Below are 25,566 nucleotides of genomic sequence, written 5' to 3'. Positions count from 1 at the left end.
TTGTGTTCTCCGCTAAAATACTTTTAAAAAAATTAAATGGCTAAAACTTTTTCGCCACGGGCGATACCTGATACACCTGAGCGAACGACTTCAAGAATGGTGTTTTCTGCAAGCGCATCGATAAAACCATCTAATTTTTCAGTTGTCCCTGCTATTTGAATGGTATAGGTCGTTGGTGTCACGTCTACAATTTGCGCACGGAAAATATCCGCAGTGCGCTTAATTTCGGCACGTGAAGCACCTAATGCTTTTACTTTGATTAGCATGAGTTCACGTTCAATGTGTGAACCTTCTGATAAATCAACTACTTTTACCACCTCAACAAGTTTGTTGAGCTGTTTCGTAATTTGTTCGATCTTATGGTCATCGCCATAAGTCGTTAACGTCAAACGCGATAATGTCGGATCTTCGGTTGGTGCAACATTCAAAGTTTCAATGTTGTAGTTACGTTGGCTGAATAAGCCCACCAAACGAGAAAGCGCACCAGCTTCGTTTTCAACGAGTACAGAAATAATATGTCTCATTAAATGCGCTCCCCTTTAGAAATCCACATGTCACGCATAGATTGACCTGCAACCTGCATTGGATAAACGTGTTCGCTACGGTCAACCATAACGTTGATAAATACGCATTTATCATTGATGGCCATTGCTTCTGCAAGCTTAGATTCAAGTTCATCGGCATGATTAATTTGAATGCCTACATGACCATAAGCTTCCATTAACTTGGCAAAGTCAGGTAATGACTCAACATAAGAACTTGAATGACGACCTTCATAGTTCATATCTTGCCATTGTTTTACCATACCTAAAGCACGGTTATTCAAGCACAAGATTTTTACGTTCAAGCCATATTGTTTACAGGTTGAAAGTTCCTGAATACACATCTGAATTGAAGCTTCACCCGTAATACAAACAACTTGTTGGTCAGGGAAAGCAAGCTTCGCAGCCATTGCATAAGGTAAGCCAACACCCATGGTGCCAAGACCACCTGAGTTGATCCATTGACGAGGACGTTTGTACTTATAATAAAGTGCACCAAACATCTGATGTTGACCAACGTCAGAAGTAATGATGGCATCACCATTGGTTACTTTATATAAAGTTTCAACAACCTGCTGTGGCTTCATGGTGCCATCAGATGGGTTTTCATATTTCAAACCATGAACTTTGCGCCATTCATTAATTTGAGACCACCAAGCCGCAATTGCTTCAGGATTTGGTTTAGACACATTTAACTGTTTTAACTGTGCCAACATTTCTTGAAGAACAGGCTCTACTGCACCAACGATCGGAATATGCGCCATAATCGTTTTTGAAATGGTCGCAGGATCGATATCGACATGAATCACTTTTGAGTTCGGGCAGAATTTGGCTGGGTTATTTGTTACGCGGTCATCAAAACGCGCACCAATCGCCAAAATTACATCTGCATGGTGCATTGCCATATTGGCTTCGTATGTACCGTGCATGCCCAACATGCCAATAAATTGTGGATCGTCGCCCGGGAATCCGCCTAACCCCATAAGTGTGTTAGTTACCGGATAACCAAGTAAATGTGCAAGTTCGGTTAATAATGCAGAAGCATTACCTTGTACGACACCACCGCCTGTATAAATAACAGGACGTTTTGCAGTAAGTAATTCATCAATTGCTTTACGAATTTGACCAGAGTGGCCACGTGAAGGCGGTTGATATGAACGCATCTTCACTTTTTCAGGGTATTCGTAGGCAAACTTTTCTGCAGGGTTCGTCGCATCTTTAGGAATATCAACTACAACTGGACCAGGGCGCCCACTTGACGCGATATAGAATGCTTTTTTAATAATTGCAGGGATTTCACTCGCGTGACGGACCTGAAAGCTGTGTTTCACGATAGGACGTGAAATACCAACCATGTCAGTTTCCTGGAAAGCGTCTTCACCAATCAGATGTGATGCAACCTGGCCAGACAAAATCACCATTGGGATTGAGTCCATATAAGCTGTTGCAATTGGAGTTACTGTATTGGTTGCGCCCGGACCAGAAGTGACCAGTACTACGCCAGTCTTACCTGTAGCACGCGAGTAGGCATCTGCCATATGACCAGCAGCTTGCTCATGGCGCACGAGGTAATGATTGATTTTGTCTTGTTGAAATAGCGCATCATAAATATGTAATACAGCGCCGCCTGGATAACCAAAAACATGTTCAACGCCTTCGTCCGCAAGAGCACGAACGAGCATTTCACCACCAGATAAAAGTTCCAACGTGATTCACCCTAAAATTTTTATCACTATTTATGGAAGGCACAAATAGTGTTTCATTCATTGAATTGTCTGCACTGTTATAGCACACATATTGTCTAGTTTTCGTTGCAATAGAAAAATTTCTGTTTTTCAGCCGTATAAGCTGTTTTAACATTAATAAAGCATGTCTGGATATACATACTTTAGTAAAATCAATCTCTCGGCTAGAGAGAATGTCTATTACAAAACATGATATTTATTCGAAGGGTGATCGAGTAAATACATATAAAACTAGAGAAAGCATTTTTGTTGTTTCTATATACAAAGTCAAGAATAAAGAAATGGTTTTTCCATAAAAAGTTTTAGCTGTTGTTTTTTTAATCTAATATTAAGCCGTAAATTTGTTCATTCCCTCTCCATTTTTATTAAAAAAACACTCTTTTTTATATAAAACCATGCATTCTAAATTGCTTATTTATGAACTTTATTTAAATATAGTCAGTATTTTTTGGGGAACATCTAATATGAATTTATCTTATTTAAAAACAAGCTTATATACAGTAATCACCACAGCAATTTTAGTTTGCTCAACTCAAAGTCAAGCCGAGCAATATTATAAATGGGTAGATAAAAACGGCTCGACACATTACACCACGACGCCACCACCTAAGGGTGCGAAACATTTGAACAAAGTTTCAACTTACGGTACCCAGCCTTCTGTAAAGAATCCGACATCAAACCCAGAACAACCAGCTCAGACTAAAACAGATAAAGCCGTACCAGAAGCAGCTAACGCCATGCAGGAAAAAACTGCACCTGCAGTAGCAGCTCCATCTGCTGCACCCGCACCTGCTCCATCAGCTTCAGCACCACGATAAGTAAAATGAGAGTGGTGAATACTTTCACCACTCTTCTCGGATTTAAAATAAAGAAGAATAAGTTGGGAAATTTTTATAGCGCATATTAAAAGATAAAATCGTGATCTAAAAACTGACATTTTCCTCTATTTTGCGCTATGCTGTGCAGCAATCTTTCATTTCAATTTTCGTTGTATAGCTTACGTCTATGACTATTTCTCACATTGACCCAGAATATCAAGCAAACACGATTGAACCATCCGTCCAACAAGATTGGGAAAATCGTAAAGTCTTTAAAGTTGCCGACACTGTCGAAGGTAAACATCGTTACATCCTGTCAATGTTCCCTTACCCAAGTGGCAAACTGCACATGGGTCATGTGCGTAACTATACAATTGGCGATGTAATTAGCCGTTTCTATCGTTTAAAAGGCGAAACCGTACTACAACCTATGGGTTGGGACGCTTTTGGTTTGCCTGCAGAAAACGCTGCAATTGCCCATAAAGTTGCTCCGGCAAAATGGACATTTGAAAACATCGCTTATATGCGTGACCAATTAAAAAAATTAGGTTTATCTGTTGATTGGGACCGTGAATTTGCAACGTGTACACCAGAGTACTACCACTGGGAACAATGGTTGTTTGTTCAGCTTTATAAAAAAGGTTTGATCTACCGTAAACTTTCAACAGTAAACTGGGATCCGGTTGACCAAACAGTTTTGGCAAACGAACAAGTTGAAAATGGTCGCGGATGGCGTTCTGGTGCATTGGTTGAAAAACGCGATATTCCAATGTACTACTTCCGTATTACGGACTATGCACAAGAATTATTAGACGACCTAGATACCCTACAAGACGGCTGGCCTCAACAAGTGTTGACCATGCAACGTAACTGGATTGGTCGCTCTACAGGTATGGAAATTACTTTCCCATCTGCCAATACCGAAATCTATGCTGACGGCTTAACTGTGTATACAACACGTGCTGATACGCTTATGGGCGTGACATACGTTGCTGTTGCCGCAGAACACCCTCTTGCGCTTAAAGCTGCTGAAAATAACCCTGAATTAGCTGCATTTATTGAAGAATGCCGCATGGGTTCAGTTGCAGAAGCTGACTTGGCAACAGCCGAGAAAAAAGGCATGGCAACAGGCTTGTTTGTAAAACATCCTGTCACTGGTGAAGAGCTTCCTGTCTGGATCGCAAACTACGTATTAATGTCTTACGGTTCTGGCGCAGTAATGGCTGTACCAGCACATGACGAACGTGATTTTGAATTTGCGAACAAGTTCAACTTGCCAATTAAGCAAGTGATTGATGCCAAAGGCGCTGACGATGCAGACTACTCTGCAACTGAGTGGCAAGAATGGTACGGTTCTAAAGAAGGTAAACTTGTTAACTCTGGCGAGTTTGACGGTTTAGAATTCCAAGCTGCGTTTGACGCATTCCTTGCGAAATTAGAACCACAAGGTTTAGCAAACTCTAAAGTTCAATTCCGTTTACGTGACTGGGGTGTTTCTCGTCAACGTTACTGGGGTTGTCCAATTCCAATGATTAACTGTGATACTTGTGGTCAAGTCACAGTTCCAGAAGACCAACTTCCGGTTGTATTACCAACTGATGTTGTTCCAGATGGTTCAGGTAACCCGCTTAATAAAATGCCTGAATTCTATGAAACGAAATGTCCTTGCTGTGGTGGCGATGCACGCCGTGAAACAGATACATTGGATACATTCGTAGAGTCATCTTGGTACTACGCACGCTATGCATCTCCAGACTTCACTGGCGGTATGGTTAAACCTGAAGCAGCTCAAAACTGGCTTCCTGTAAACCAATATATTGGTGGTGTTGAACACGCGATTCTTCACTTACTTTATGCACGTTTCTTCCACAAATTAATGCGTGATGAAGGCGTTGTACAAGGTAATGAGCCATTTACCAACTTGTTAACTCAAGGCATGGTGCTTGCAGATACATTCTATCGTGAAGCCGAAAATGGTAAGAAAACTTGGTTCAACCCTGCTGACATCGAATTAGAACGTGATGAGAAAGGTCGCATCATTTCTGCAAAATATTCAGGTGATGGTCAAGAAGTGATTATCGGCGGACAAGAAAAAATGTCTAAGTCGAAAAATAACGGTATTGCCCCAAAAGCCATTATTGATCAATACGGCGCAGATACAGCACGTGTATTTATGATGTTTGCTGCTCCACCAGATCAATCTTTAGAGTGGTCTGATGCAGGTGTTGAAGGCGCAAACCGTTTCTTGAAACGTGTATGGCGTCTGGTAGCAAGCTTCCTTGAAAAAGGAAACGCTGCAACTGCAATCGATACGGCAAACTTGTCTAAAGACGCTCAAGATTTACGTCGTAAGACTCACGAAACGATTCAAAAAGTAAGTGATGATATTGAACGTCGTCATGCATTCAATACTGCAATTGCCGCATTAATGGAATTATTAAACGCAAGCAATAAGTTTGAAGCAAAAGATGACAACGACGTTGCTGTAGAACGTGAAGCAATCACAACATTGTTAACGTTGCTTGCTCCATTTGCTCCGCATTTAAGCCAGACTTTATTGGCTCAGTTTGGTACGGACTTAACAGAAGCAACTTTCCCTGAAGTTGATGCTTCTGCGTTAACACGCAATACCCAAACGATTGTTGTACAAGTAAATGGTAAACTTCGCGGTAAACTTGAAGTTTCTGTTGATATTTCTAAAGATGAATTATTAGCTCAAGCTAAAGCGTTACCAGAAGTTCAACAGTTCTTAACAGGACCAACCAAAAAAGAAATTGTGGTTCCAAACAAATTGGTTAACCTCGTGGTTTAATTACAGGTATTAATGAGAGGATCAAGCATGCACTTAGCCCAACGTTTAGCCGCTGTTGTTTTAACCTTAGGCCTTAGTGCAGGCTTAGTCGGGTGTGGTTTCCATTTAAAAGGAACTAACCCGACTGCGACTCCACTTGTTTATAAAAAGTTGAGCCTTGAGTTACCGGCAAAAACCGATGACTTAGAAACACAATTAAAAGTGTACTTAACAGCAAATGGCGTTCAGCTCACCAATGACAACGACGCCTATGTTCTTCATGTTTTAGAGTACACGCCTCGTCGTCAACTTCTAAATGGTAAGCTTACAGAAGTTCTATTACGTCTGACTGTGACTTTCCAAATTGAAGACCGTCAAGGGAATAAAATTACCGAGCCACGTACTTTAACCGCAGCTCGTAGTTATCAATACGACTTGGCAACTGTCAACACTGAAAACCAGCAAGAAGGTTACTTGCAACGTATTGTGATTGATGACATTGCTCAGCAAATTACTCGTCAAATTTCAGCTAATCGCTTACCAAAAGCTCAACCATAAGATTTATCTATTCTTTAGTAATGAAACTTGACTACTTACAAGCCCTTAAACGCATTCCGGAAGCTCGGGGTGCGTGGATCCTGCATGGTCAGGAACCATTACTTGAACAAAACTTACTAGATACTTTCCGTAAAAGCTGGCAGCAACAAGACATTGAAAGACAGCGCTATGATATTAGTAGTGTGAGTGACTGGAAAAATGTTTTTAATGCCCTGAACAGCTTGTCTTTATTTTCACAGCAACTTGCTATTGAAGTTCACGGCAATATCAAGCCCGATGCAAATGGTTTAAAACAGCTTAAAAGTTATATTCAGCATAATGAAACCAACCTGCTGTTAATTGTTTTACCCAAACAAGATAGCAGTAGCTTAAAGTCTGCTTTTTTCCAAGTTGTTGAAGCAAACGGCGTTGTTGTTGCTCTTACTGCAAACTATCCGCAAGACCGCCAAAGAATTTTAGCTGCTGAAGCAGAAAAGCTCGAAATTCAACTCGACAATGACGCTTGGCAGTGGCTCATGCAGCATCATGAGCACAATTTACTCGCTGCTAAAAATAGTTTGATGCGCGTAAGAGATACTTTCCCAGACCAGAAACTGATTCAAATTGAACAGTTATATGCTTGTTTGCAAGATCAGTCTCGTTACACCACTTATGATTTAAGCGATGCTTTATTAGAAGGCAATCTTGCTCAGTCTATTAAGATTTTCCAATATTTAATTGGTTCGGGTGAACCAGAAAGTCTGATCTTATGGACATTAAGTAAAGAAATGCGTTTATTAATGCAGTTGTTTGAACAGCCACACAATGCATTGCAACTCGGTATTTGGAAAACCAAAGTTAGCTTATACCAACAAGCTTTAAGAAGACTCAATCCACAGCAATTTTTGGGATGGTCTGCTCTACTCTTGCAAATCGATGCGGCAATTAAAGGCATGTCGAATGAAAATGCCGAACATTTAATGCAACAAGCGATTGCCGAGTTGTGTGGGAAAACATTATTTATACAATAGAGCGGCCAAATCCTTTGTCTGCTTTGTTGAAATATCATAAAAATTCACGTTTTATCCTCAATTGACTCTTATACTAATTAAAATTTTAGACTTTTCGACCTCTCGCCATGCCAAAAATAAAGCCCATTAAACTCGTTATTATTGTCGTCTGTATAGCCGTTATTGCTGCATTAGCTTGGAAGTTTTTTAAACCTAAACAGCAGCAGCCTCAATATATTACAGCTGAGGTAACTCGCGGAGATATTGAGAATAATGTACTTGCAACCGGTACGCTTGATGCAACCAAGCTCATTAGTGTCGGTGCTCAGGTATCCGGTCAGGTTAAAAAGATGTATGTGCAGCTTGGTGATCAAGTGAAACAAGGTCAACTTATTGCACAAATTGACTCAACCACCCAAGAAAACAGTTTAAAAACATCTGATGCCAATATTAAAAACTTAGAGGCACAGCGCCTTCAACAAGTGGCATCTTTAAATGAAAAGCAACTCGAATATCGTCGTCAGCAACAAATGTATGCTCAAGATGCGACACCTCGTGCAGATTTAGAGTCAGCTGAAGCTGCTTATAAAACAGCCCAAGCACAAGTCAAAGCATTAGATGCACAAATCGAGTCTGCGAAAGTTACTCGTTCAACAGCACAAACAAATATTGGTTATACCCGTATTGTTGCGCCAACTGATGGTACCGTTGTTGCGATTGTGACTGAAGAAGGCCAAACCGTAAACGCGAACCAAAGTGCTCCAACGATCGTTAAGATTGCAAAACTGCAAAATATGACGATTAAAGCGCAGGTAAGTGAAGCGGATATCATGCGAGTAGAAAAAGGTCAAAAAGTCTACTTCACTACTTTAGGCGATGACAGTAAGCGTTATGCGACATTACGTCAGATTGAGCCAGCACCAGATTCAATTTCTAGTGAGTCAAACAGTACTACAAGTTCAACCAGTAGCTCAGCTGTCTACTACAACGCTTTATTCGACGTTCCAAATACAGATGGCAAATTGCGTATTGATATGACTGCTCAAGTTTATATCGTATTAGATTCAGCAAAAAATGCCTTACTGGTTCCATCTTCTGCCTTAAGTAGCAAACAATTTTCTGGTCAGAAAAAACCTGGTCAGTCAGCAGATAAAGCGGCTTCAACTCCAAATGCCGAAAGAAAACATTCAGGTAATGGTGCCCGTTTAGAACGCTTAAACTTAACTCCTGAACAAAAACAACTTATTGAACAAGGTAAAGCAACCTTGAGCGTAGTTCGTGTTTTACAAGCAGATGGCACAACTAAACCAACACAAATTTTGGTAGGTATTAATAACCGTGTAAATGCACAAGTACTTGCCGGATTAAAACAAGGTGATCAAGTTGTAATTGCGGATAGTTCAGAAAACTCTGCTGCCTCTGCAAATAGTGGCAATAACCGTCGCCGTAATGGTCCAATGGGAATGTAAGCATGACAAAACAAGCTTTGCTTGAAGTCAGCAATCTGGTCCGGGAATTCCCTGCTGGCGAAAGCACGATTCAAATTTTAAAAGGCATTGACCTGACCATTTATGAAGGTGAACTGGTTGCGATTGTCGGCCAGTCTGGTTCTGGTAAATCAACGCTCATGAATATTTTGGGCTGTCTGGATCGCCCAACAAGTGGTAGTTACAAGGTTAATGGTCAAGAAACCGGTAAGCTAGAACCTGACCAGTTGGCCCAATTACGCCGTGAATATTTTGGCTTTATTTTCCAGCGCTATCACTTACTTGGTGACTTGTCAGCCGAAGGTAACGTTGAAGTTCCGGCTGTTTATGCAGGTGTTACACCTTCAGATCGTAAACAGCGTGCAACTGCCTTACTTACCGAGTTAGGTTTAGGCACAAAAACACAAAACCGACCAAGCCAACTTTCAGGTGGTCAACAGCAACGTGTTTCAATTGCCCGTGCTTTAATGAATGGTGGTGATGTAATTTTAGCCGATGAGCCAACAGGTGCACTCGACTCACATAGTGGTATTGAGGTAATGCGAATTTTGCGTGAACTCAATGCGGCTGGCCACACCATTATTTTGGTCACGCACGATATGCAAGTTGCGAAAAATGCAACGCGTATTATCGAAATTAGTGACGGAGAAATTATTAGTGACCGTCCTAATGTTCCAGACCAATCTACAGAAGAAGTTAAATCTGACCCCGATGCTGCCCCTGCTCTACAAAATAAGCAGAAAAAAGGTAAAAGCATTTCAGCTTGGCGTTCAACTTTAGACCGCTTATCTGAGGCGTTCCAAATGGCATTGCTGTCTATGAATGCCCACCGTATGCGTACCTTTTTAACCATGCTCGGGATTATTATTGGTATTGCATCTGTCGTAACGGTGGTCGCACTGGGTAATGGTTCACAAAAGCAGATTTTGGAAAATATTAGCGGCCTCGGTACTAACACAATTACCGTATTCCAAGGGCGTGGTTTTGGTGATAACTCCAAGACGGCCAATTTTAAAACATTGGTACCTGCCGATGCCGATGCATTAATGACGCAGCCTTATGTGAGTGCGGTCAGCCCAATGGTCAGCACATCCAAAACTATGCGTTATCAACAAAATGAAGCGAACGCGACCATTAATGGCGTAAGTAACGATTTTTTTGATGTAAAAGGTCTGGTTTTTAAAGATGGTCAAACTTTTGATCAACGTAGTGTACGTGACCGTTCACAAGATGTAGTGATTGACACGAATACGCAAAAACAATTCTTTAGTGATGGTACTAACCCAATCGGGCAAGTGGTCTTACTAGGTAGTGTGCCGGCTCGTATTATCGGCATTGTCGAACCTCAGACCAGTAGTATGGGCTCAGATGATACGCTTAATGTGTATATGCCATATACCACGGTCATGAGCCGTATGTTAGGTCAGGCACATGTCCGTAATATTGTTGTACGTATTAATGATAAATACTCGACCAGCGCTGCTGAAAACGCCATCGTTAATTTATTAACGCAGAGACATGGTGCCCAAGATATTTTCACTATGAACAGTGACAGTATCCGTCAAACCATTGAGAAAACAACCAGCACCATGACCCTTCTGGTCTCAGCAATTGCGGTCATTTCTCTGGTAGTTGGTGGTATTGGTGTAATGAACATTATGTTGGTTTCGGTAACTGAACGTACGCAAGAAATTGGTGTACGTATGGCTGTCGGTGCTCGACAAAGTGATATTTTGCAACAGTTCCTAATTGAAGCAATTTTAGTGTGTTTAATTGGTGGTGTTCTCGGCGTATTACTTTCGCTGGGGTTAGGACAACTTATTAACAAAGTAGCCGCAGGTAATTTTGCAGTGGCATATTCAACGACTTCGATTGTGGCAGCATTTGTTTGCTCAACACTGATTGGTGTCGTATTCGGTTTCTTGCCTGCCAAAAATGCCGCAAAACTTGACCCTGTTGCAGCACTATCACGAGAATAAGGAAAATTGCATGTCTTTTTCAATGACTAAACTTAGCGCAGCACTTCTCCTCAGCAGTTCTCTTGTGGGATGTGCAGCAATGGTTAAAACGCCTTACCAAGCACCGTCTGTACAGGTTCCGGGTAGTTTTCAGTACGATACGACTAAAACTAAAACAGCATCAGTTGAACAATACTCTGACCGTTGGTGGACACTGTTTGGAGATGCACAGCTCAACCAACTCGTAAACAACGTATTAGAGCGTAATAGCGATTTAGCTGTAGCGGGAATTACCTTAAAGCAAGCTCGCTTGAAAGCTGATTTAACTGCAAATCAACAAGGCTTGCGTACCAATTCAAAAGTTTCTACAGGTCATAGTTTCGATTTAAATTCAGGTGATGACAGCTCAGCAGGACTTTCGCTAAGTGCAGGCGTAAGTTATGAACTTGATTTGTTTGGCAAGCTTGCTCGTCAAACCGAAGCAAGTAAATGGGAAGCTTTAGCGACTGAACAAGACTTACAGTCTACAGGTCAAAGTCTGATTGCCACTACAGCGAAACTCTACTGGCAACTGGGCTACTTAAATGAACGTTATGCAACTGCACAGCAGAGCTTAGCCACTTCACAAAAGCTTTATCAGTTAGTTCAAACTCAGTATAAAGCAGGTGCAGTTTCAGGCTTAGACCTTACGCAAGCCGAGCAGTCTGTTCAAAGCCAAAAAGCAAGTTTAAGCCAAATTGAACAACAGCTTGTGGAAACACGTACAGCCATTGCAGTGTTATTGCATGAGCCAGTACAGCAACTCAACATCCAAGAACCACAGCGTTTACCACGTACAGCGCTTCCTGCTATTGGTGCAGGTTTACCGGCGGATATTTTGTCACGCCGCCCTGACTTGCAAGCAGCCGAGCTTCGTTTAAGAAAGGCTCTGGCAACCAAAGATGCGACCAAAGCAAGTTACTATCCGTCTATTAGCTTAACCAGTAGTTTAGGTTCAAGCAGCACATCGTTAACCGAGTTATTACGCAACCCTGCCCTCACGCTTGGGGCAAGTTTGAGTTTGCCATTTTTGCAATATAACGATATGAAAAAAGATATCGCGATTAGTAATCTTGATTATGAAAAAGCGATTATTCAATATCGCCAAACGCTTTATCAGGCTTTTGCTGATGTAGAAAATGCGTTATCAAGCCGTACAGAACTCGACAAACAAGTAGAACTGCAAGAGCGTAATCTTCAACTTGCAGAAAAAACCGAACGTTTAACCGAAGTACGTTACCGTTATGGCGCTGTTGCGTTAAAAACACTTCTCGATGCCCAGCAAACAACACGTACTGCGCGCTTGAGTCTTGTTGAAACCAAACAAAGCCAATACAACGCTTATGTCACCCTCATGCAGGCATTAGGTGGTTCACCTGTAAAAGAATTGCCACAATAACTTGCGCCCAGTAAAAAGCCGTAGTCCTTCAACTACGGCTTTTTTTTATTTGAATAAATCTTAAGACTTATTCATCATCCATCATAGATTGGCTCATACCGACAGTATTGAAACCAGCGTCTACATATAGAATTTCACCAGTAATACCTGAAGCCCAAGGTGAGCATAGGAATAACGCTGCGTTACCCACTTCTTCAATGGTTACGTTACGTTTTAATGGTGCAACTTTTTCGTTAGCATCTAACATTTTACGGAAAGATTTAATACCAGAAGCAGCTAAAGTACGGATTGGACCCGCAGAAATCGCGTTTACACGGATACCATCAACACCTAAGCTTGATGCTAAGTAACGAACACCAGCTTCTAAAGAAGCTTTTGCCATACCCATTACGTTGTAGTTAGGCATAACGCGCTCAGAACCTTGGTAAGTCAAAGTTAATAAACAACCTTGGCGAGCTTGTAATAAAGGTTTTGCAGCACGAGCCATTGCAACAAAGCTGTATGCGCTAATGTCATGAGCAATTTTAAAACCGTCACGGTCAGTCACGTCAGTAAAGTCACCGTCAAGCGTGTGTGCAGGTGCAAAACCGATTGAATGTACAACACCATCTACGCCGTCCCAATGTTTTGCAAGTTCCGCAAATGCATTATCAATTTCAGCATCAACGGCAACATCACATGGAAACACAAGTTTAGAACCGAATTGCTCAGCAAACTCATCTACACGTTTTTTTAATTTTTCGTTTGGATAAGTAAATGCAAGCTCAGCACCTTCACGGTGTAATGCTTGTGCAATACCATAAGCAATTGATAATTTACTAGCAACGCCTGCAATCAAAAAGCGTTTACCTGCTAAAAGTCCTTGTGTCATGCCGATCTCACTCAAAACAATTTCCAGCATAATGCCAATATTCAACATTTTTCGAAATTGCATAATGCATCTTTTTTCAAAAATCGCACGAAAAAAAATCGCCCCTACATAGGAGCGACTTTTTATCATCTCATTTTTAGTCATCAGACAATAAGCCAAGTAGACGTAAGAACGAGATATACATCCAAACTAAAGTTGCAAGTAAGGCAATACCACACAACCATTCCATGAATTTTGGAGCACGGTATGCTGCATTGGTTTCGATCAAGTCAAAATCTAAAATCAGGTTAAGTGAAGCAATGACTGCAACAAATGCAGCAAAACCAATACCCAACCAGTTGCTTTCAAAAATATAAGGAATGCTTGAACCAAACGCTAAACGCATCACCATCTGTACAATAAATACAATAAAGATTGCTAGAGATGCCGAAATTACAACTGATTTGAACTTTTCGGTTGCACGTATAATTTGGAACTTATATAGACCAAACATCACTAAAGTGGTAACGAAAGTTGCTAATAAGGCTTGAAGCGGAACGCCCGGATATTTCAACTGGAAAGTAAAAGAAATACCTCCAATAAATGCCCCTTCGAATAAAGCATAAGGAATTGCTAAAGTTGGCGCAGTCGTTGGTTTAAACGTTGTGATTAAAGCTAAAACCAAGCCACCAATTGCACCCACAATTGAAGCTGCGTAAGCAATACCAACATTTGCAGTAAAGGCTGCATAGAAAAATAAAGCGACACCCACTGCAGCAGCAATGATAGTCAACATCACAGATTTTTGAATCGCACCTTGCACGGTCATTGGTTGACTGTAGTCACTGACCGTTTCAACGCGAGTCAGTATCGGGTTATTACTTTGCATAAATGCTCTCTTTTTATAATAAATAAACTTAAAACATCATTTTAAGCAAAATGAATATGAAAGCCAAATTACCCCTTGGTATTATTGTAACCATGTCTTATAAGCAATAAAAAAGGAGGCTACTGCCCCCTTTCATATGACTTGAACAACGTAATCAATCTTTACCATCAGTGTTCATAATGAAAAAATATTCGCGGTAGTATTTCAACTCTGAAATTGAATCGCGAATGTCATCCATAGCTAAATGTGATGCATTCTTTTTCAGACCGCTCATAATTTCAGGGCGCCAGCGTTTTGAGAGTTCTTTGATCGTAGACACATCGAGATTACGATAGTGGAAATACTGCTCTAGTTCAGGCATAAGACGATGCAAGAAACGGCGATCCTGACAAATCGAGTTACCACACATTGGTGAAACTTTTGGATTTACCCACTTTTTTAAGAATTCTAAAGTCTGTAACTCAGCATCACGAGCTGTCAATTTACTACGACGAACTCGTTCAATTAAACCTGACTGGCCATGCTGACGCGTATTCCACTCATCCATTGCATTTAAAATACGATCAGGTTGATGAATAGCCAAAACCGGACCTTCGGCAAGTACATTTAAATGATCATCTGTAATAATTGTTGCGATTTCAATAATCTGGTCGTTGTCGGTATCCAAACCGGTCATTTCCAGATCAATCCAAATTAATCGTGTATTTAAAGTACTGCTCATGTATGTACGTTCTAAAATGCCGTAAAAACATCAATAGTAGCAAATTTCTTGCTTCTGCGCTGTAATTCCATACCAGCTTCGTGCTATTTTTGCGGTCTTCAAACAATGGTTTTTTTGGGATATGAATGGCTCTAATTCGTAAGCGTCGTTTAACTGAGCAACAGCAACGTCGTATTGAAAAACAGCATAAAACTCGCCAAGAAGAAGTCGATACTTCACAAGATCTAGATGGGCTGGTTGTGCAGCACTATGGCCGTCAACTTGAAGTACAGGCACTTTCTGTACCCGAGCATCACCCAGAAAAACCTCAAGTTGCCGAAGGCGAACCAGAACCATTTTGGAAACCGATTGAACTAAAAAGTATTTGGCGTTGCCACACTCGTACAAATCTTGAATTACTAGTCACGGGTGACAGAGTGAAGTGGCAAGCAGACCCTAACACAGGCTTAGGGATTATTACTGCAATTCACCCTCGTACTTCATTACTTACTCGTCCAGATCGCTATCATAAAGTAAAGCCTGTAGCAGCCAATATTAGTTTAATCGTTATTGTTTTTGCTCCGCTTCCAGAACCGGCACCGACTTTAATTGATCGCTATTTAGTAGCATGTGCAGATGCAAATATTCCTGCTCTTCTAGTACTAAATAAATCGGATTTACTCACTGAAAATGATCCGATTCTCGACATGCTCAAAGAGTATGAAAATTTAGGTTATGAAGTCATTATTTGTCATTCTAAAGGTGATATTTCAGCATTATCTCAACGACTTGATGGTGAGACAGTAGCTTTTGTAGGCCAGTCAGGTGTTGGTAAAAGCTCACTTATTAATGTGCTCATTCCAGATGCCGAGCAGAAAACCAATATCATTTCTGAAAACTCGGCACTTGGACAACACACCACGACTTCTACGCGCTTAATCAACTTTGGTAAAAATGGCGCCTTAATTGATTCGCCGGGAATTCGCGAGTTTGGGCTTTGGCATCTCGATTTAGATAAAATTCGTATGGGTTTTCCTGAAATTGAAGCGCATTTAGGTTCATGTCAGTTCCGTAACTGCACGCATACTCATGAAAAGAACTGTGGCTTAAAACAGGCTGTTGAAGCAGGTGAAATTTTGCCGCGACGCTTAGATAGCTTCTTACGTTTAATCGACGAGATTCAAGAAGCGCAGCAAAAAAACTAATTTTCTACCCCTTTTGCCCTTGAAGTGGTGATTTTGATCACCATCTATATACGCTATACTCTAGGTCAATTTTGTTTTTAATTTTTTTAGGTGACTTGTGGAACGCTGGTTAGAGTTTATGGGGAATCACCCCATTTTGTTTGGTACACTCGGAGTCTTGATCGTATTGTTCTTCATTTTTGAAGGTCAACGTAACGGTCGTAAAATTTCTCCACAGTCGCTTGGTATTTTAGTGAAAGCGAAAAATGCTCTTTTGATTGACTTACGCGATAGCAAAGACTTCCGCGAAGGTCACATTAGTGGTAGCCGCAATATTCCTTATAGCCAAATTGCAAGTCATGCTGATGAATTAAAAGCAAGTGACCGTCCATTGGTATTTATTTGCAACCTAGGGCAAGTTGCTGGTAGCGCTTTACAGAAAGTTGCTCACCATGACAGCTATCGCCTTGATGGTGGTATCAGTAACTGGAAAGCTCAAGGCTTACCTCTCGTTAAAAGCAAACCAAAAGCTTAAGGAGAATTGTTATGGCAGCAAATGTCATTGTTTACTCAACTTCTGTATGCCCGTACTGCGTTCGCGCGAAACAATTACTTGAGCGTAAAGGTGTTGCTTACAAAGAAGTAAATCTTTCTGTTGAGGCACCAGAAGTACGTGCTGAATTAATGCAACGTACAAATCATCGTACTGTTCCACAAATTTTTATTAATGATCAGTTTATCGGTGGTTTTGACCAACTTTATGCTTTAGAGCGTGAAGGTAAACTCGACGAATTATTGGCTTAACATCGCATCCATATTAAGGAAAAAACAATGAGCGAAGAACAACAAGTTCAACCACAATTAGCTTTAGAGCGTATTTATACAAAAGATATTTCTTTTGAGGTTCCAGGGGCACAAGTTTTTACTAAACAATGGCAACCTGAACTTAACATCAATCTTTCTTCTGCTGCTGAAAAGATTGACCCAACTCACTTTGAAGTATCTTTAAAAGTTGTGGTTAAAGCCAATAACGACAATGAAACAGCATTCATCGTAGATGTAACTCAATCTGGTATTTTCTTAATCGATAATATCGAAGAAGACCGCTTACCTTACATTTTGGGTGCATACTGCCCGAACATTTTGTTCCCGTTCCTACGTGAAGCTGTAAACGACTTAGTTACTAAGGGTAGCTTCCCACAATTACTTCTTACTCCAATCAACTTTGATGCAGAGTTCGAAGCAAATATGGAACGTGCTCAAGCTGCTGCTGTTGAAGGTCAAGCTTAATTTTATAGCTTGCTCTCAACTCAAAAAACCGCGTAATTCGCGGTTTTTTTATACGTGCTATTTGGCACACTCTATCTTTCAAATGGATGAAGCTGAATAGAAGGAAACTGAAACCCGCGGCAAGACTGCTCGGAACGCCATGCGACCGTTAAAATCATGTTACCTGAGATAAAGTTTTGATAAGCAAATGTTCCAATAAGTTCATGCGAACATAATCCGCCATGATTTGTAGGGTGTGCTTGAGTGTTTAAAGTATTTAAATCTAAACGTATACCAAGGCCCGATGCTTTTAAAACAGCTTCTTTAGTGGTCCAGACTTTAAACCAATACTCTTTATCTTGTTCTAGATTTTGCCATGTTGCATATTCATCAGTATGAAAAGCATGTTGTGCCAAACTATCTAAACGTACTTTACGGTCAAGTTCTTCAACATCTATACCAATATCTTTAACTCGCTCACTTAGCGCTAAAGCATAATATTGTTGGCTATGTGAATGGTTAAAATGCAACGTATGATTTAACAAATAAGGTTTGCCATACTCATGTTTAGCAAATAATAAATCTTCTGGATTTACATTTAGCTTTTGAGCTAATAAATTATTTTTAGTGTGCTGTATTTGCTGCTTTTTATAATTATTAAATGTACGAAAGTCAGGAAAGTCTTGCTGTTCTTGTTTTAAAAACTCATTGAGCTTTCCTATATAAACTTCAATTTTCCTATCATTCATTTTTTTAAATCCATCTAATTAAGGATTAAAGCTAATATAAAAATACCAATAACTTATTAAACCATATAATAAAAAGCCCAAAGAATACTTTGGGCTTTTTTACGTTTATACAGATTAACGATTAAATTTCTTTTCCGCTTTTTTGAATTTCTGAATATAACGACGACGGCGCGCAGCTGTACGTTCATCAACTTGACTCTTACGACCTTCAAACGGGTTTTCAGAAGTTTTAAAGTCAATACGAACTGGCGTACCTTCAAGTTTATACACTTTACGGAACACGTTTTCTAAGTAACGACGGTAGTCCGCAGGTGTCTTATCAACCTTGTTACCATGAATCACAATAGTCGGTGGGTTTTGTCCACCCATATGCGCATAACGCATTTTGATACGGCGACCACTAATCATTGGCGGTTGGTGAGCTTCTGTCGCATCACTCAAAATTTGAGTTAATTTTGCTGGTGAAACTTTTAAATTTGCAGACTCATAAGCACGGTGTATAGAAGGATATAACTCACCTACCCCTGTTCCATGTAAAGCAGAAATTAAGTGAATTTTTGCCCAAGGAATGAAGTCAAAACGACGTTCAACGTCAAGCTTACATTGTTTACGGTCGTACTCGCTCATGTTGTCCCATTTGTTAATGGCGATCACCATGGCACGACCAGCTTCAAGCGCATAGCCAATTAAATGTAAGTCTTGCTCAACAATACCTTCACGTGCATCAACGACAACCACTACAACGTGAGCATCTTTCATTGCCTGTAAAGTTTTCACAATTGAGAACTTCTCAATCATTTCATCAACTTTACCTTTACGACGTACACCCGCTGTATCAATTAAAGTGTATTTACGGCCTTCACGTTCAAAAGGAATGTAAATAGAATCACGAGTTGTACCCGGTTGGTCAAATGCCACTACACGGTCTTCACCAAGTAAACGGTTTACCAACGTTGATTTACCCACGTTTGGACGACCAATAATGGCTAAACGTAAACCAGTATCTTTATCATGCTCTTCTGGGTTTTCATCTTCAGGAACATCTTGAAGCACATCTTCAAGCATTTGCTGAACGCCACGACCATGACTCGCTGCAACTTGTAATGGTTCACCCATACCAAGTTTATAGAACTCAACTAAAGCAGCTTCAGCATGTACACCATCTACCTTGTTCGCAACAAGATAAATTTTCTTGCCTAACGTACGAAGTTCACGAGCGATTTGTTCATCAGAAGCTAACAATCCGGCACGTGCATCAACCACAAAAATAATAATATCTGCTTCGTTGATGGCTGTTTTTGACTGCTCGGCCATGTAGTTATCGATACCGCCTTCACTTTCACCGATACCACCCGTATCAACAACAATGAAAGACTTATTTTGATAAGTCGCATCACCATATTTACGGTCACGAGTCAGACCCGCGAAGTCGGCTACAAGTGCATCACGACTCTTGGTAATCTGGTTAAATAACGTTGATTTTCCGACATTCGGACGACCAATGAGCGCAATAACGGGTTTCATACAATAACCTTAATTCAAGCCCAGCCATATCTCATGGCATGAGCATTAGAAACAGTACAGGAGATATATTTTAAGGTCAGATATGACCATAATAAAAGACGGGGCTTTGAACTGATTTAATTCAAACACCCCGATATTTTTTAACAGCGTAATTTGTTAAGCGGCTATTTTAGCACAAGCGAACAAAATTAACGATTCTGCCAAATACTTAAATCGCCTTTTCGGGTCGAAACGTAGAGTTGATTCTCAATAACACGTAAAGTATTGACCTCACCACTTGTTTTAGAACGACCTACCAATTTACCAGTTGCTGGGTCGATCAGGTGTAAAACACCATCCAAATCGCCAACAATAAGGTCCGATCCCAACACAACAGGGTTACTTAAATGACGATTCAACAAACTATCATTTTCCCAAAGCTTCTCGCCTGTAGATAAATCATAAGCAGTCAACTTGCCATCAGTTGATGAAACAAATACTTTATTGTCATAAACTTCTGGACGTTTGGTGCTGCTTGAATCTTCACTCCAAACTACGCGTTGAGAAGCCAAATCAGTCACTGTGACTTGACCTTGGAAGCTGGTTGTAACCATAAGTTGGCCTGCAACAACCGGATCACCATCAATATCAATTAGACGTTGAATATCAGAACGACCTTCACTTACCGCAACACGACGTTGGAAACGTGGAATACCACTGATCGTATCAATTGCATAAACATATGCATTTGCAGAAGCAATTAAAACAGTACGTGGGTCAAGACTTACTGGCGATGGTTGACCGCGTAAACTGAACTGAACGTTTGGCAATTTGTATGCCCAAACTTGTTGTCCTGATGACGCATCATGTGCAAATACAGTACCGTCGTTTGCGATCGTAATCACACGTCCAGATTGAACTAAAGAAGGACTTAATAATGCACCAGATAATTGTGCAGTCCATTTTTGTTCACCTGTCGCTTGATCTAAAGCAAATAATTGACCTTTGCTGTTACCCACAACAACAATACCTTCAGCTGCTTCAACACCAGAGCTTAAGCCCAATTTACTAACTTTTTTCTCCCAAAGACGTTGTTTACCACGGTATGCAGCAACTTCACCTTTAGGGTCAAGGGTAAAAACAACACCTTCGCTAGCGTCAAGTTGTAAACGTAATGGATCTGCCTTATTCGTAGAAGAAACACTGCGTGAAAACACGGGCACCAAACTCTTATTTGACTCAGTCAATTTCGGTAGTGGATTTGGTTTTGCTTCTTTTACTTTGTTGCTAGAACATCCGACCAATACAGCCGATGCGATTGCAATTGCCAAAGGCAGTTTGAATTTCTGATTCATTAAGACTCTTCCACCTGTGTTTCCAAAATTGGGCGCTCAATCTGTGGATCTTCAACTAAAACGCCAACACTTTCGAGTTTAATTTGTAAAATTTGTCGCTCTTGTTTACGTTCCAGTAACGAATCCCATGCAGCTTGATATGCTTTTTTAGCAGAATCAATATCTTTCTTAGCAACAAAGATATCACCACGTAACTCTTCTACTGTTGCTTTAAATGCCGGATCGACATTACCAGACAGGGTTTTTAGAGCTTCATCATATTTGTTTTGCGCTAATTGTGCATCTGCTAAACGCAATTTTACAACCTGAATCAGTCCTTCATCTTTTACTTTTGAGTTTTCAACTTTTTTCAAAGCTTTTTCAGCAGCAGCATAATCTTGTTTTTCATATGCAAGCTTTGCTAATACAAATTGAGTTTGTATCGCCTGAACTGAATCAATATCGTCTTTTACAAGTTTATCTGCCGATGCTGTTATTGAAGCTAAAGCATTTGGATTATCGGCTGTTGCATTTGCTTCATCCATTAACTGCTGTACTTTTGCAGTTTCTGTCTGACTTGTTGCAAGGTTTCTTTTTTGCCAATATTCCCACCCGAAAAAGGCAATCAATGCAATGAGAATCCCGCTAATCATGGCAGAACCATATTTTTTGGCGAACGACTTTAAGCTGTCGAATTGTTCTTCATCACTTAAGCTCATGTGATTGTCCTTTTCCAGATGTTTCAGTTTATTTTGTAAATTTTTCAATTAAGAATGGTACGAGTTCAGCTAGTGCAACTTGTGTCTGCTCAGCTGTTGCCAACTCTTTGATAGCAAGCTGCTGTGCTTCCCATTCACGTTCACCCAAAATCATGGCGTAAACGGCCCCAGCCTGATCAGCCTTTTTCATCTGACTCTTCATGCTACCCTGTGAACCTGTTTTAATACGAATATTACTATTCGCAGCTTCTAACTGATCACGTAATTGTTCTGCCAAAACCAATGCTTTAGCTTGATAAGCTGGCTCTGCTACCAAGAAAACTTCACAATCACGTACAATTTCAGCTTTTTCAACTTGCTCAATCAGAAGCAATAAACGCTCCATCCCCATACCGAAGCCAACAGCGGGTACAGATTGGTCTGCCTTACCTTTTAGCTGACCAACCAAGCCATCATAGCGACCGCCACCACACACTGTACCTTGCGACCCAAGTGCTGTTGTTGTCCATTCAAAAACAGTTTTATTGTAGTAATCTAAACCACGAACCAGTTTTTGATTAATTACAAATTTAACGCCAGCAGCAGTCAAATAATCTTGTAATTGCTGGAAGTGGTTTAGACTGTCTTCTTTTAAAAAGTCATTTAATTTCGGCGCATTTTCCAAAATTTTCTGAGTCGATTCAATTTTAGAATCTAAAATACGTAATGGGTTTGTTGTTAAACGGCGCTGTGAATCTTCATCCAAAGCATCTTTATGTTCATTTAAGAAGGCAACCAAAGCATTACGATATTCTGTACGTTCATCTTTTTCACCTAAAGTATTCAGCTCAAGTTGAACCATATGCGCAACGCCCATACGCTTCCATAACCGAGCTGTCATTAAGATAACTTCAGCTTCAATATCAGGAGTTGCCACACCAAAAGTTTCCACACCAAACTGATGGAACTGGCGGTAACGGCCTTTTTGTGGTTTTTCATAACGGAACATAGGTCCCATATACCACACACGTGGCGTAGCACCACGCAACAAGTTATGTTCAACCAACGCGCGAACACAGCCCGCTGTTCCTTCCGGACGTAAAGTCAGTGACTCAGGTGGGTTTCCTTTATCGAAGAAGGTGTACATTTCTTTTTCTACGATATCGGTCGCATCACCAATAGCACGTTTAAACAGTCCCGTTTGTTCAACGATCGGCAAACGAATTTGTTGGTAACCATAAGCATCCATTAACGATGCTAAATGCTGCTCGAGACGTCTCCACGCTGCTGTTTGCGTTGGTAAAACGTCATTAAAACCTTTGATTGCGACAATTGAACTCATGATGAACTACGAATAATTTCTTTAGATTTAGCTTCTTCAAGCTCTTGAACACGTTGACGAACCATAGTTTCGATTTCATCAACCAATTGATTGGTATCAATTAAATGGCTTTTCTCACCATTACGATAAACCAGTGAACGAGGCGCAGCCCCAACAACCCCGATATCTGCTTCTTTTGCTTCACCTGGGCCATTTACCTTACAACCAATAACTGAAACATCCATTGGCGTACGTATATCTTCTAGGCGCTCTTCTAAGGCTTGCATCACCTGAATCACGTTAAATTCTTGGCGAGAACAACTTGGACAAGCAATAAAGTTAATACCGTTAGAACGTAGGCCAAGCGATTTCAAGATGTCAAAACCGATCTTGATTTCATCTTCTGGTTCAGCAGCAAGCGAAATACGCATGGTATCGCCAATACCTTCCATCAATAATCCACCAAGAGCAATCGCTGATTTCACAGTACCTGTACGGTAAATACCAGCTTCAGTCACACCAAGGTGCAATGGATTGTCGATTTGCTGAGAAAGCAAACGATAAGCATCCATGGTTAAAAACACATTTGATGCTTTTACGCTGACTTTAAACTCATGGAAATCTAGACGGTCTAAAATATCGATATGACGTAAAGCTGACTCAAGAAGTGCCTGCCCTGTAGGCTCGCCATATTTTTTCTGTAAATCTTTTTCTAGAGAACCCGCATTCACACCAATACGCATAGAAATCCCGTGATGACGTGCCGCAGCCACAACTTCACGAACTTTCTGATCTGAACCGATATTGCCCGGGTTAATACGCAAGCAGTCCGCACCATAATCTGCAACTGCCAAAGCAATTCTATGGTCAAAATGGATATCAGCTACTAATGGAACTGAAACACGCTTACGGATTGCACCAAAGGCTTCAGCAGCTTCCATAGAAGGCACTGAAACACGCATAATATCTGCACCTGCATCAACACAACGCTCAATCTGAGCCACAGTTGCGTCAACATCGCAAGTTTCGGTATTTGTCATACTTTGCACACTAATAGGTGCATCGCCACCGACATAGACCGAACCAACACGGATTTTACGTGTTGGTCGACGTTTAATTGGGTTCTCTATCATTGTATCGCTCAACTCATGGTATTAGCGGGATAAACGGAATTCAGCTTTACCGTTTACCGTATATGGAGACAATGAAATCTGTTCTTGGTTTAGACTTAATGACACAGCTGTTGCATCATCAAGACGAATCTGGAATGGAGACTCACCATTTAAGGTTAAAGTCGATGCCTGACGACCCGTCGCTAAAACCTTCCCTGTTGCATCTACAATATGAACAGAAGTTGGACGGTTAAAGTTTAACACCAATTGATCACCCACTGTTGCAGAGGTATTCCCTTTCATAGGTAAAACTTCAACATTAGACTGATTTGCTTTTGGCACATCAGCTTCTTCTTTGTTTGAGGTCCATTTTTGGACACCCATCACAATTAATGACACGACAGCAATAATCAAAATCGCAAGCAGTGCGCGCTTTAACCATTTTTTGTTACGATCACTATTAGAACCCGGTAATTTACCCATGATTTTAATTGGTGAGTTGTTTAACGCATGATTTGGCAAAAGCCCAGTATCGTTTGCATAAATCTCATCAAAACGCTGGATAATTGCAGTTGCATCAGTATTTAAATACTTCGCATAAGAACGATAATAGCCTTTGATAAAAGTCGCTTCTGGCAAAGATTTATAATCGTCTTGCTCTAACGCATTAAGCGTTTTAAGCGGCATATTTAAATCTGAAGATACTTGCTCTAATTCTTTTTTCTGAGAAACACGAATTTGACGTAAATACTCACCAGGACGTTGAATATTTCCTAAAGCAGAAGTCGGTAAGCTTGAGCCAGTTGGCTGCTGTGAATTAGGATTTATTTCCATACGGCCTCAGTACTATACTGTAATTGCAAATAACGTTGATATTCTGGACTTTCCGGGAATAAAGCACGTAACTGGTTTACTAAAACTTGCATTCCCATTTTATCCGCATTGGCTCGAGCCACTCTTAAACCAATCCAAAGTGCGCGAGCACCCTGATTTTTCTGCCCCACTGTACGAACGTATTGTTCATACATTTGTGTAGCAGCCGGAATCTGCTGCTGCAAATAAAAAATTTCTGCTAACTCTAACATTGAAATGTAAGAATCGCGGTTAGCAAGGAGTGCTTGTTTGAATGTTTTTTCAGCACTCGCAATATCACCTAATTTTAAATAAATCCGCCCTAGATTTTCTAAGGCTTGATAGCGTTGATCATAACCTAATGTTGCACCAGCAATACGGAATTGCTCAATGGCATCATTATAACGCTCCATTTGGTACAAATACGTACCATAATTATTACGCGCCTGAGCATTATCTGGCTCAGATGAAATTACACGTTTAAAATAATGTTCTGCTTTTTCTAAATTGGGTTTACTGCCTTCTTGTTGCAATAAAATGCCCATCATCATATTTGCCGTTGCATCACGGCTATCGACACTTAAAGCTTGGTCAAGGGAACGCTTTGCAGAGTCCAAGTCACCAGAACGAATGTATTCTGCGGCAAGCTGCGTACGCACCTTAACTGCTTTTTCCGGGTCCTTTTTAAGCGTTGGCGAAGACTGACAACCACTGGCCAGAAATGCAACAGCAACCCCCATACATAACATGATCTTTAACTTCGGAGTACTCAAAGTCTG

The 25,566-nt window shown here is 40.7% G+C and carries 24 protein-coding genes; 11 read left to right on the top strand and 13 right to left on the bottom strand.

Going from position 1 to position 25,566, the window contains the following annotated elements; translation table 11 throughout:
- Window positions 1–32: 32 nt before the first annotated feature.
- Together ilvN and J678_RS12565 are read right to left on the bottom strand one after the other, a co-directional pair.
- The gene (ilvN, locus tag J678_RS12570) at window positions 33–524 is read right to left on the bottom strand and encodes an acetolactate synthase small subunit (protein ID WP_001215920.1); all 492 of its coding nucleotides are present in this window, start codon (window positions 522–524) and stop codon (window positions 33–35) included.
- The gene (locus tag J678_RS12565) at window positions 524–2,248 is read right to left on the bottom strand and encodes an acetolactate synthase 3 large subunit (RefSeq protein ID WP_002053493.1); all 1,725 of its coding nucleotides are present in this window, start codon (window positions 2,246–2,248) and stop codon (window positions 524–526) included. Before J678_RS12565 ends, ilvN begins: the two co-directional genes overlap by 1 nt.
- 503 nt (window positions 2,249–2,751) lie before the next feature.
- Between J678_RS12565 and J678_RS12560 the strand changes: the two genes are divergently transcribed.
- From J678_RS12560 to J678_RS12530, 7 genes are all read left to right on the top strand, one after another.
- Window positions 2,752–3,105, top strand: a complete 354-nt coding sequence (locus J678_RS12560) for a DUF4124 domain-containing protein (RefSeq protein ID WP_017393911.1) — start codon at window positions 2,752–2,754, stop codon at window positions 3,103–3,105.
- Between the two features lie 187 nt (window positions 3,106–3,292).
- A complete protein-coding gene (gene leuS / locus J678_RS12555; protein ID WP_031996951.1) occupies window positions 3,293–5,917 on the top strand; it encodes a leucine--tRNA ligase in 2,625 nt (874 codons plus the stop codon).
- A gap of 27 nt (window positions 5,918–5,944) precedes the next feature.
- Window positions 5,945–6,454 carry an LPS assembly lipoprotein LptE gene (gene lptE, locus J678_RS12550; protein WP_002053498.1) on the top strand — a complete coding sequence of 170 codons (510 nt, stop codon included), beginning with the start codon at window positions 5,945–5,947 and terminating at the stop codon, window positions 6,452–6,454.
- A gap of 20 nt (window positions 6,455–6,474) precedes the next feature.
- A complete protein-coding gene (holA, locus tag J678_RS12545; RefSeq protein ID WP_002053357.1) occupies window positions 6,475–7,464 on the top strand; it encodes a DNA polymerase III subunit delta in 990 nt (329 codons plus the stop codon).
- Between the two features lie 107 nt (window positions 7,465–7,571).
- Window positions 7,572–8,912 carry a MacA family efflux pump subunit gene (locus J678_RS12540; protein WP_002053440.1) on the top strand — a complete coding sequence of 447 codons (1,341 nt, stop codon included), beginning with the start codon at window positions 7,572–7,574 and terminating at the stop codon, window positions 8,910–8,912.
- Between the two features lie 2 nt (window positions 8,913–8,914).
- On the top strand, window positions 8,915–10,909 hold the full coding sequence (locus J678_RS12535; protein ID WP_004710652.1) for a MacB family efflux pump subunit: 1,995 nt from the start codon (window positions 8,915–8,917) through the stop codon (window positions 10,907–10,909).
- Between the two features lie 22 nt (window positions 10,910–10,931).
- Window positions 10,932–12,326, top strand: coding sequence for an efflux transporter outer membrane subunit (locus J678_RS12530; protein ID WP_079377331.1), 1,395 nt, complete (start codon window positions 10,932–10,934; stop codon window positions 12,324–12,326).
- 67 nt (window positions 12,327–12,393) lie between these two features.
- Here J678_RS12530 and J678_RS12525 read toward each other — a convergent pair whose 3' ends face one another.
- The 3 genes from J678_RS12525 to orn all read right to left on the bottom strand — a co-directional run bounded on the left by J678_RS12525 (window position 12,394) and on the right by orn (window position 14,786).
- Window positions 12,394–13,197 (bottom strand): enoyl-ACP reductase FabI, encoded by an 804-nt coding sequence (locus J678_RS12525; RefSeq protein WP_002027450.1) that lies wholly within the window; start codon window positions 13,195–13,197, stop codon window positions 12,394–12,396.
- Window positions 13,198–13,333: 136 nt separating this feature from the next.
- Window positions 13,334–14,065 carry a Bax inhibitor-1/YccA family membrane protein gene (locus tag J678_RS12520; protein ID WP_002053496.1) on the bottom strand — a complete coding sequence of 244 codons (732 nt, stop codon included), beginning with the start codon at window positions 14,063–14,065 and terminating at the stop codon, window positions 13,334–13,336.
- 154 nt (window positions 14,066–14,219) lie between these two features.
- A complete protein-coding gene (gene orn / locus J678_RS12515; RefSeq protein WP_002053300.1) occupies window positions 14,220–14,786 on the bottom strand; it encodes an oligoribonuclease in 567 nt (188 codons plus the stop codon).
- Window positions 14,787–14,911: 125 nt separating this feature from the next.
- On the opposite strand from orn, the gene rsgA reads away from it, so the two are divergent.
- From rsgA to secB, 4 genes are all read left to right on the top strand, one after another.
- Window positions 14,912–15,970: a ribosome small subunit-dependent GTPase A gene (gene rsgA / locus J678_RS12510; protein ID WP_017393914.1), complete on the top strand. Its 1,059-nt coding sequence runs from the start codon at window positions 14,912–14,914 to the stop codon at window positions 15,968–15,970.
- Between the two features lie 97 nt (window positions 15,971–16,067).
- Complete coding sequence (locus J678_RS12505; RefSeq protein ID WP_000443006.1) at window positions 16,068–16,484, top strand: rhodanese-like domain-containing protein; 417 nt, start codon at window positions 16,068–16,070, stop codon at window positions 16,482–16,484.
- A gap of 11 nt (window positions 16,485–16,495) precedes the next feature.
- A complete protein-coding gene (gene grxC / locus J678_RS12500) occupies window positions 16,496–16,753 on the top strand; it encodes a glutaredoxin 3 (RefSeq protein ID WP_000729828.1) in 258 nt (85 codons plus the stop codon).
- Between the two features lie 27 nt (window positions 16,754–16,780).
- Complete coding sequence (secB, locus tag J678_RS12495; RefSeq protein WP_031982311.1) at window positions 16,781–17,239, top strand: protein-export chaperone SecB; 459 nt, start codon at window positions 16,781–16,783, stop codon at window positions 17,237–17,239.
- A gap of 71 nt (window positions 17,240–17,310) precedes the next feature.
- On the opposite strand, the gene J678_RS12490 is transcribed toward secB, so the two are convergent.
- The 8 genes from J678_RS12490 to pilW form a co-directional block, all read right to left on the bottom strand.
- Window positions 17,311–17,967 carry a 4'-phosphopantetheinyl transferase family protein gene (locus tag J678_RS12490; protein ID WP_017393915.1) on the bottom strand — a complete coding sequence of 219 codons (657 nt, stop codon included), beginning with the start codon at window positions 17,965–17,967 and terminating at the stop codon, window positions 17,311–17,313.
- Between the two features lie 114 nt (window positions 17,968–18,081).
- Window positions 18,082–19,491, bottom strand: coding sequence for a ribosome biogenesis GTPase Der (der, locus tag J678_RS12485; RefSeq protein WP_002053398.1), 1,410 nt, complete (start codon window positions 19,489–19,491; stop codon window positions 18,082–18,084).
- Between the two features lie 188 nt (window positions 19,492–19,679).
- Entirely contained in the window at window positions 19,680–20,825 is a 1,146-nt protein-coding gene (gene bamB / locus J678_RS12480; protein ID WP_017393916.1) for an outer membrane protein assembly factor BamB, read from the bottom strand.
- Window positions 20,825–21,523, bottom strand: coding sequence for a YfgM family protein (locus J678_RS12475; protein WP_002053293.1), 699 nt, complete (start codon window positions 21,521–21,523; stop codon window positions 20,825–20,827). Before J678_RS12475 ends, bamB begins: the two co-directional genes overlap by 1 nt.
- 28 nt (window positions 21,524–21,551) lie before the next feature.
- A complete protein-coding gene (hisS, locus tag J678_RS12470; RefSeq protein ID WP_017393917.1) occupies window positions 21,552–22,844 on the bottom strand; it encodes a histidine--tRNA ligase in 1,293 nt (430 codons plus the stop codon).
- The gene (gene ispG, locus J678_RS12465; RefSeq protein WP_000572095.1) at window positions 22,841–23,956 is read right to left on the bottom strand and encodes a flavodoxin-dependent (E)-4-hydroxy-3-methylbut-2-enyl-diphosphate synthase; all 1,116 of its coding nucleotides are present in this window, start codon (window positions 23,954–23,956) and stop codon (window positions 22,841–22,843) included. Before ispG ends, hisS begins: the two co-directional genes overlap by 4 nt.
- Window positions 23,957–23,977: 21 nt before the next feature.
- Complete coding sequence (locus J678_RS12460) at window positions 23,978–24,769, bottom strand: helix-turn-helix domain-containing protein (RefSeq protein ID WP_017393918.1); 792 nt, start codon at window positions 24,767–24,769, stop codon at window positions 23,978–23,980.
- Window positions 24,760–25,560 (bottom strand): type IV pilus biogenesis/stability protein PilW, encoded by an 801-nt coding sequence (pilW, locus tag J678_RS12455; RefSeq protein WP_185133783.1) that lies wholly within the window; start codon window positions 25,558–25,560, stop codon window positions 24,760–24,762. Before pilW ends, J678_RS12460 begins: the two co-directional genes overlap by 10 nt.
- Between the last annotated feature and the right edge of the window lie 6 nt (window positions 25,561–25,566).

The sequence above is a fragment of the Acinetobacter sp. 1424608 genome (assembly GCF_000588255.1).
Taxonomy (GTDB): domain Bacteria; phylum Pseudomonadota; class Gammaproteobacteria; order Pseudomonadales; family Moraxellaceae; genus Acinetobacter; species Acinetobacter nosocomialis.
Note: the sequence above shows the minus strand (reverse complement) of the source record. Positions and strands in the feature narration are given on the sequence as shown.

Excerpts from the sequence above, each read along its gene's own strand:
- J678_RS12525 (WP_002027450.1), bottom strand. The coding sequence starts at position 13,197 with ATGACACAAGGACTTTTAGCAGGTAAACGCTTTTTGATTGCAGGCGTT.
- J678_RS12560 (WP_017393911.1), top strand. The coding sequence starts at position 2,752 with ATGAATTTATCTTATTTAAAAACAAGCTTATATACAGTAATCACCACA.
- holA (WP_002053357.1), top strand. The coding sequence starts at position 6,475 with ATGAAACTTGACTACTTACAAGCCCTTAAACGCATTCCGGAAGCTCGG.
- secB (WP_031982311.1), top strand. The coding sequence starts at position 16,781 with ATGAGCGAAGAACAACAAGTTCAACCACAATTAGCTTTAGAGCGTATT.
- grxC (WP_000729828.1), top strand. The coding sequence starts at position 16,496 with ATGGCAGCAAATGTCATTGTTTACTCAACTTCTGTATGCCCGTACTGC.
- J678_RS12460 (WP_017393918.1), bottom strand. The coding sequence starts at position 24,769 with ATGGAAATAAATCCTAATTCACAGCAGCCAACTGGCTCAAGCTTACCG.
- J678_RS12535 (WP_004710652.1), top strand. The coding sequence starts at position 8,915 with ATGACAAAACAAGCTTTGCTTGAAGTCAGCAATCTGGTCCGGGAATTC.
- der (WP_002053398.1), bottom strand. The coding sequence starts at position 19,491 with ATGAAACCCGTTATTGCGCTCATTGGTCGTCCGAATGTCGGAAAATCA.
- leuS (WP_031996951.1), top strand. The coding sequence starts at position 3,293 with ATGACTATTTCTCACATTGACCCAGAATATCAAGCAAACACGATTGAA.
- bamB (WP_017393916.1), bottom strand. The coding sequence starts at position 20,825 with ATGAATCAGAAATTCAAACTGCCTTTGGCAATTGCAATCGCATCGGCT.
- J678_RS12490 (WP_017393915.1), bottom strand. The coding sequence starts at position 17,967 with ATGAATGATAGGAAAATTGAAGTTTATATAGGAAAGCTCAATGAGTTT.
- lptE (WP_002053498.1), top strand. The coding sequence starts at position 5,945 with ATGCACTTAGCCCAACGTTTAGCCGCTGTTGTTTTAACCTTAGGCCTT.
- ilvN (WP_001215920.1), bottom strand. The coding sequence starts at position 524 with ATGAGACATATTATTTCTGTACTCGTTGAAAACGAAGCTGGTGCGCTT.
- hisS (WP_017393917.1), bottom strand. The coding sequence starts at position 22,844 with ATGAGTTCAATTGTCGCAATCAAAGGTTTTAATGACGTTTTACCAACG.
- J678_RS12530 (WP_079377331.1), top strand. The coding sequence starts at position 10,932 with ATGACTAAACTTAGCGCAGCACTTCTCCTCAGCAGTTCTCTTGTGGGA.
- J678_RS12540 (WP_002053440.1), top strand. The coding sequence starts at position 7,572 with ATGCCAAAAATAAAGCCCATTAAACTCGTTATTATTGTCGTCTGTATA.
- orn (WP_002053300.1), bottom strand. The coding sequence starts at position 14,786 with ATGAGCAGTACTTTAAATACACGATTAATTTGGATTGATCTGGAAATG.
- ispG (WP_000572095.1), bottom strand. The coding sequence starts at position 23,956 with ATGATAGAGAACCCAATTAAACGTCGACCAACACGTAAAATCCGTGTT.
- rsgA (WP_017393914.1), top strand. The coding sequence starts at position 14,912 with ATGGCTCTAATTCGTAAGCGTCGTTTAACTGAGCAACAGCAACGTCGT.
- J678_RS12520 (WP_002053496.1), bottom strand. The coding sequence starts at position 14,065 with ATGCAAAGTAATAACCCGATACTGACTCGCGTTGAAACGGTCAGTGAC.
- J678_RS12475 (WP_002053293.1), bottom strand. The coding sequence starts at position 21,523 with ATGAGCTTAAGTGATGAAGAACAATTCGACAGCTTAAAGTCGTTCGCC.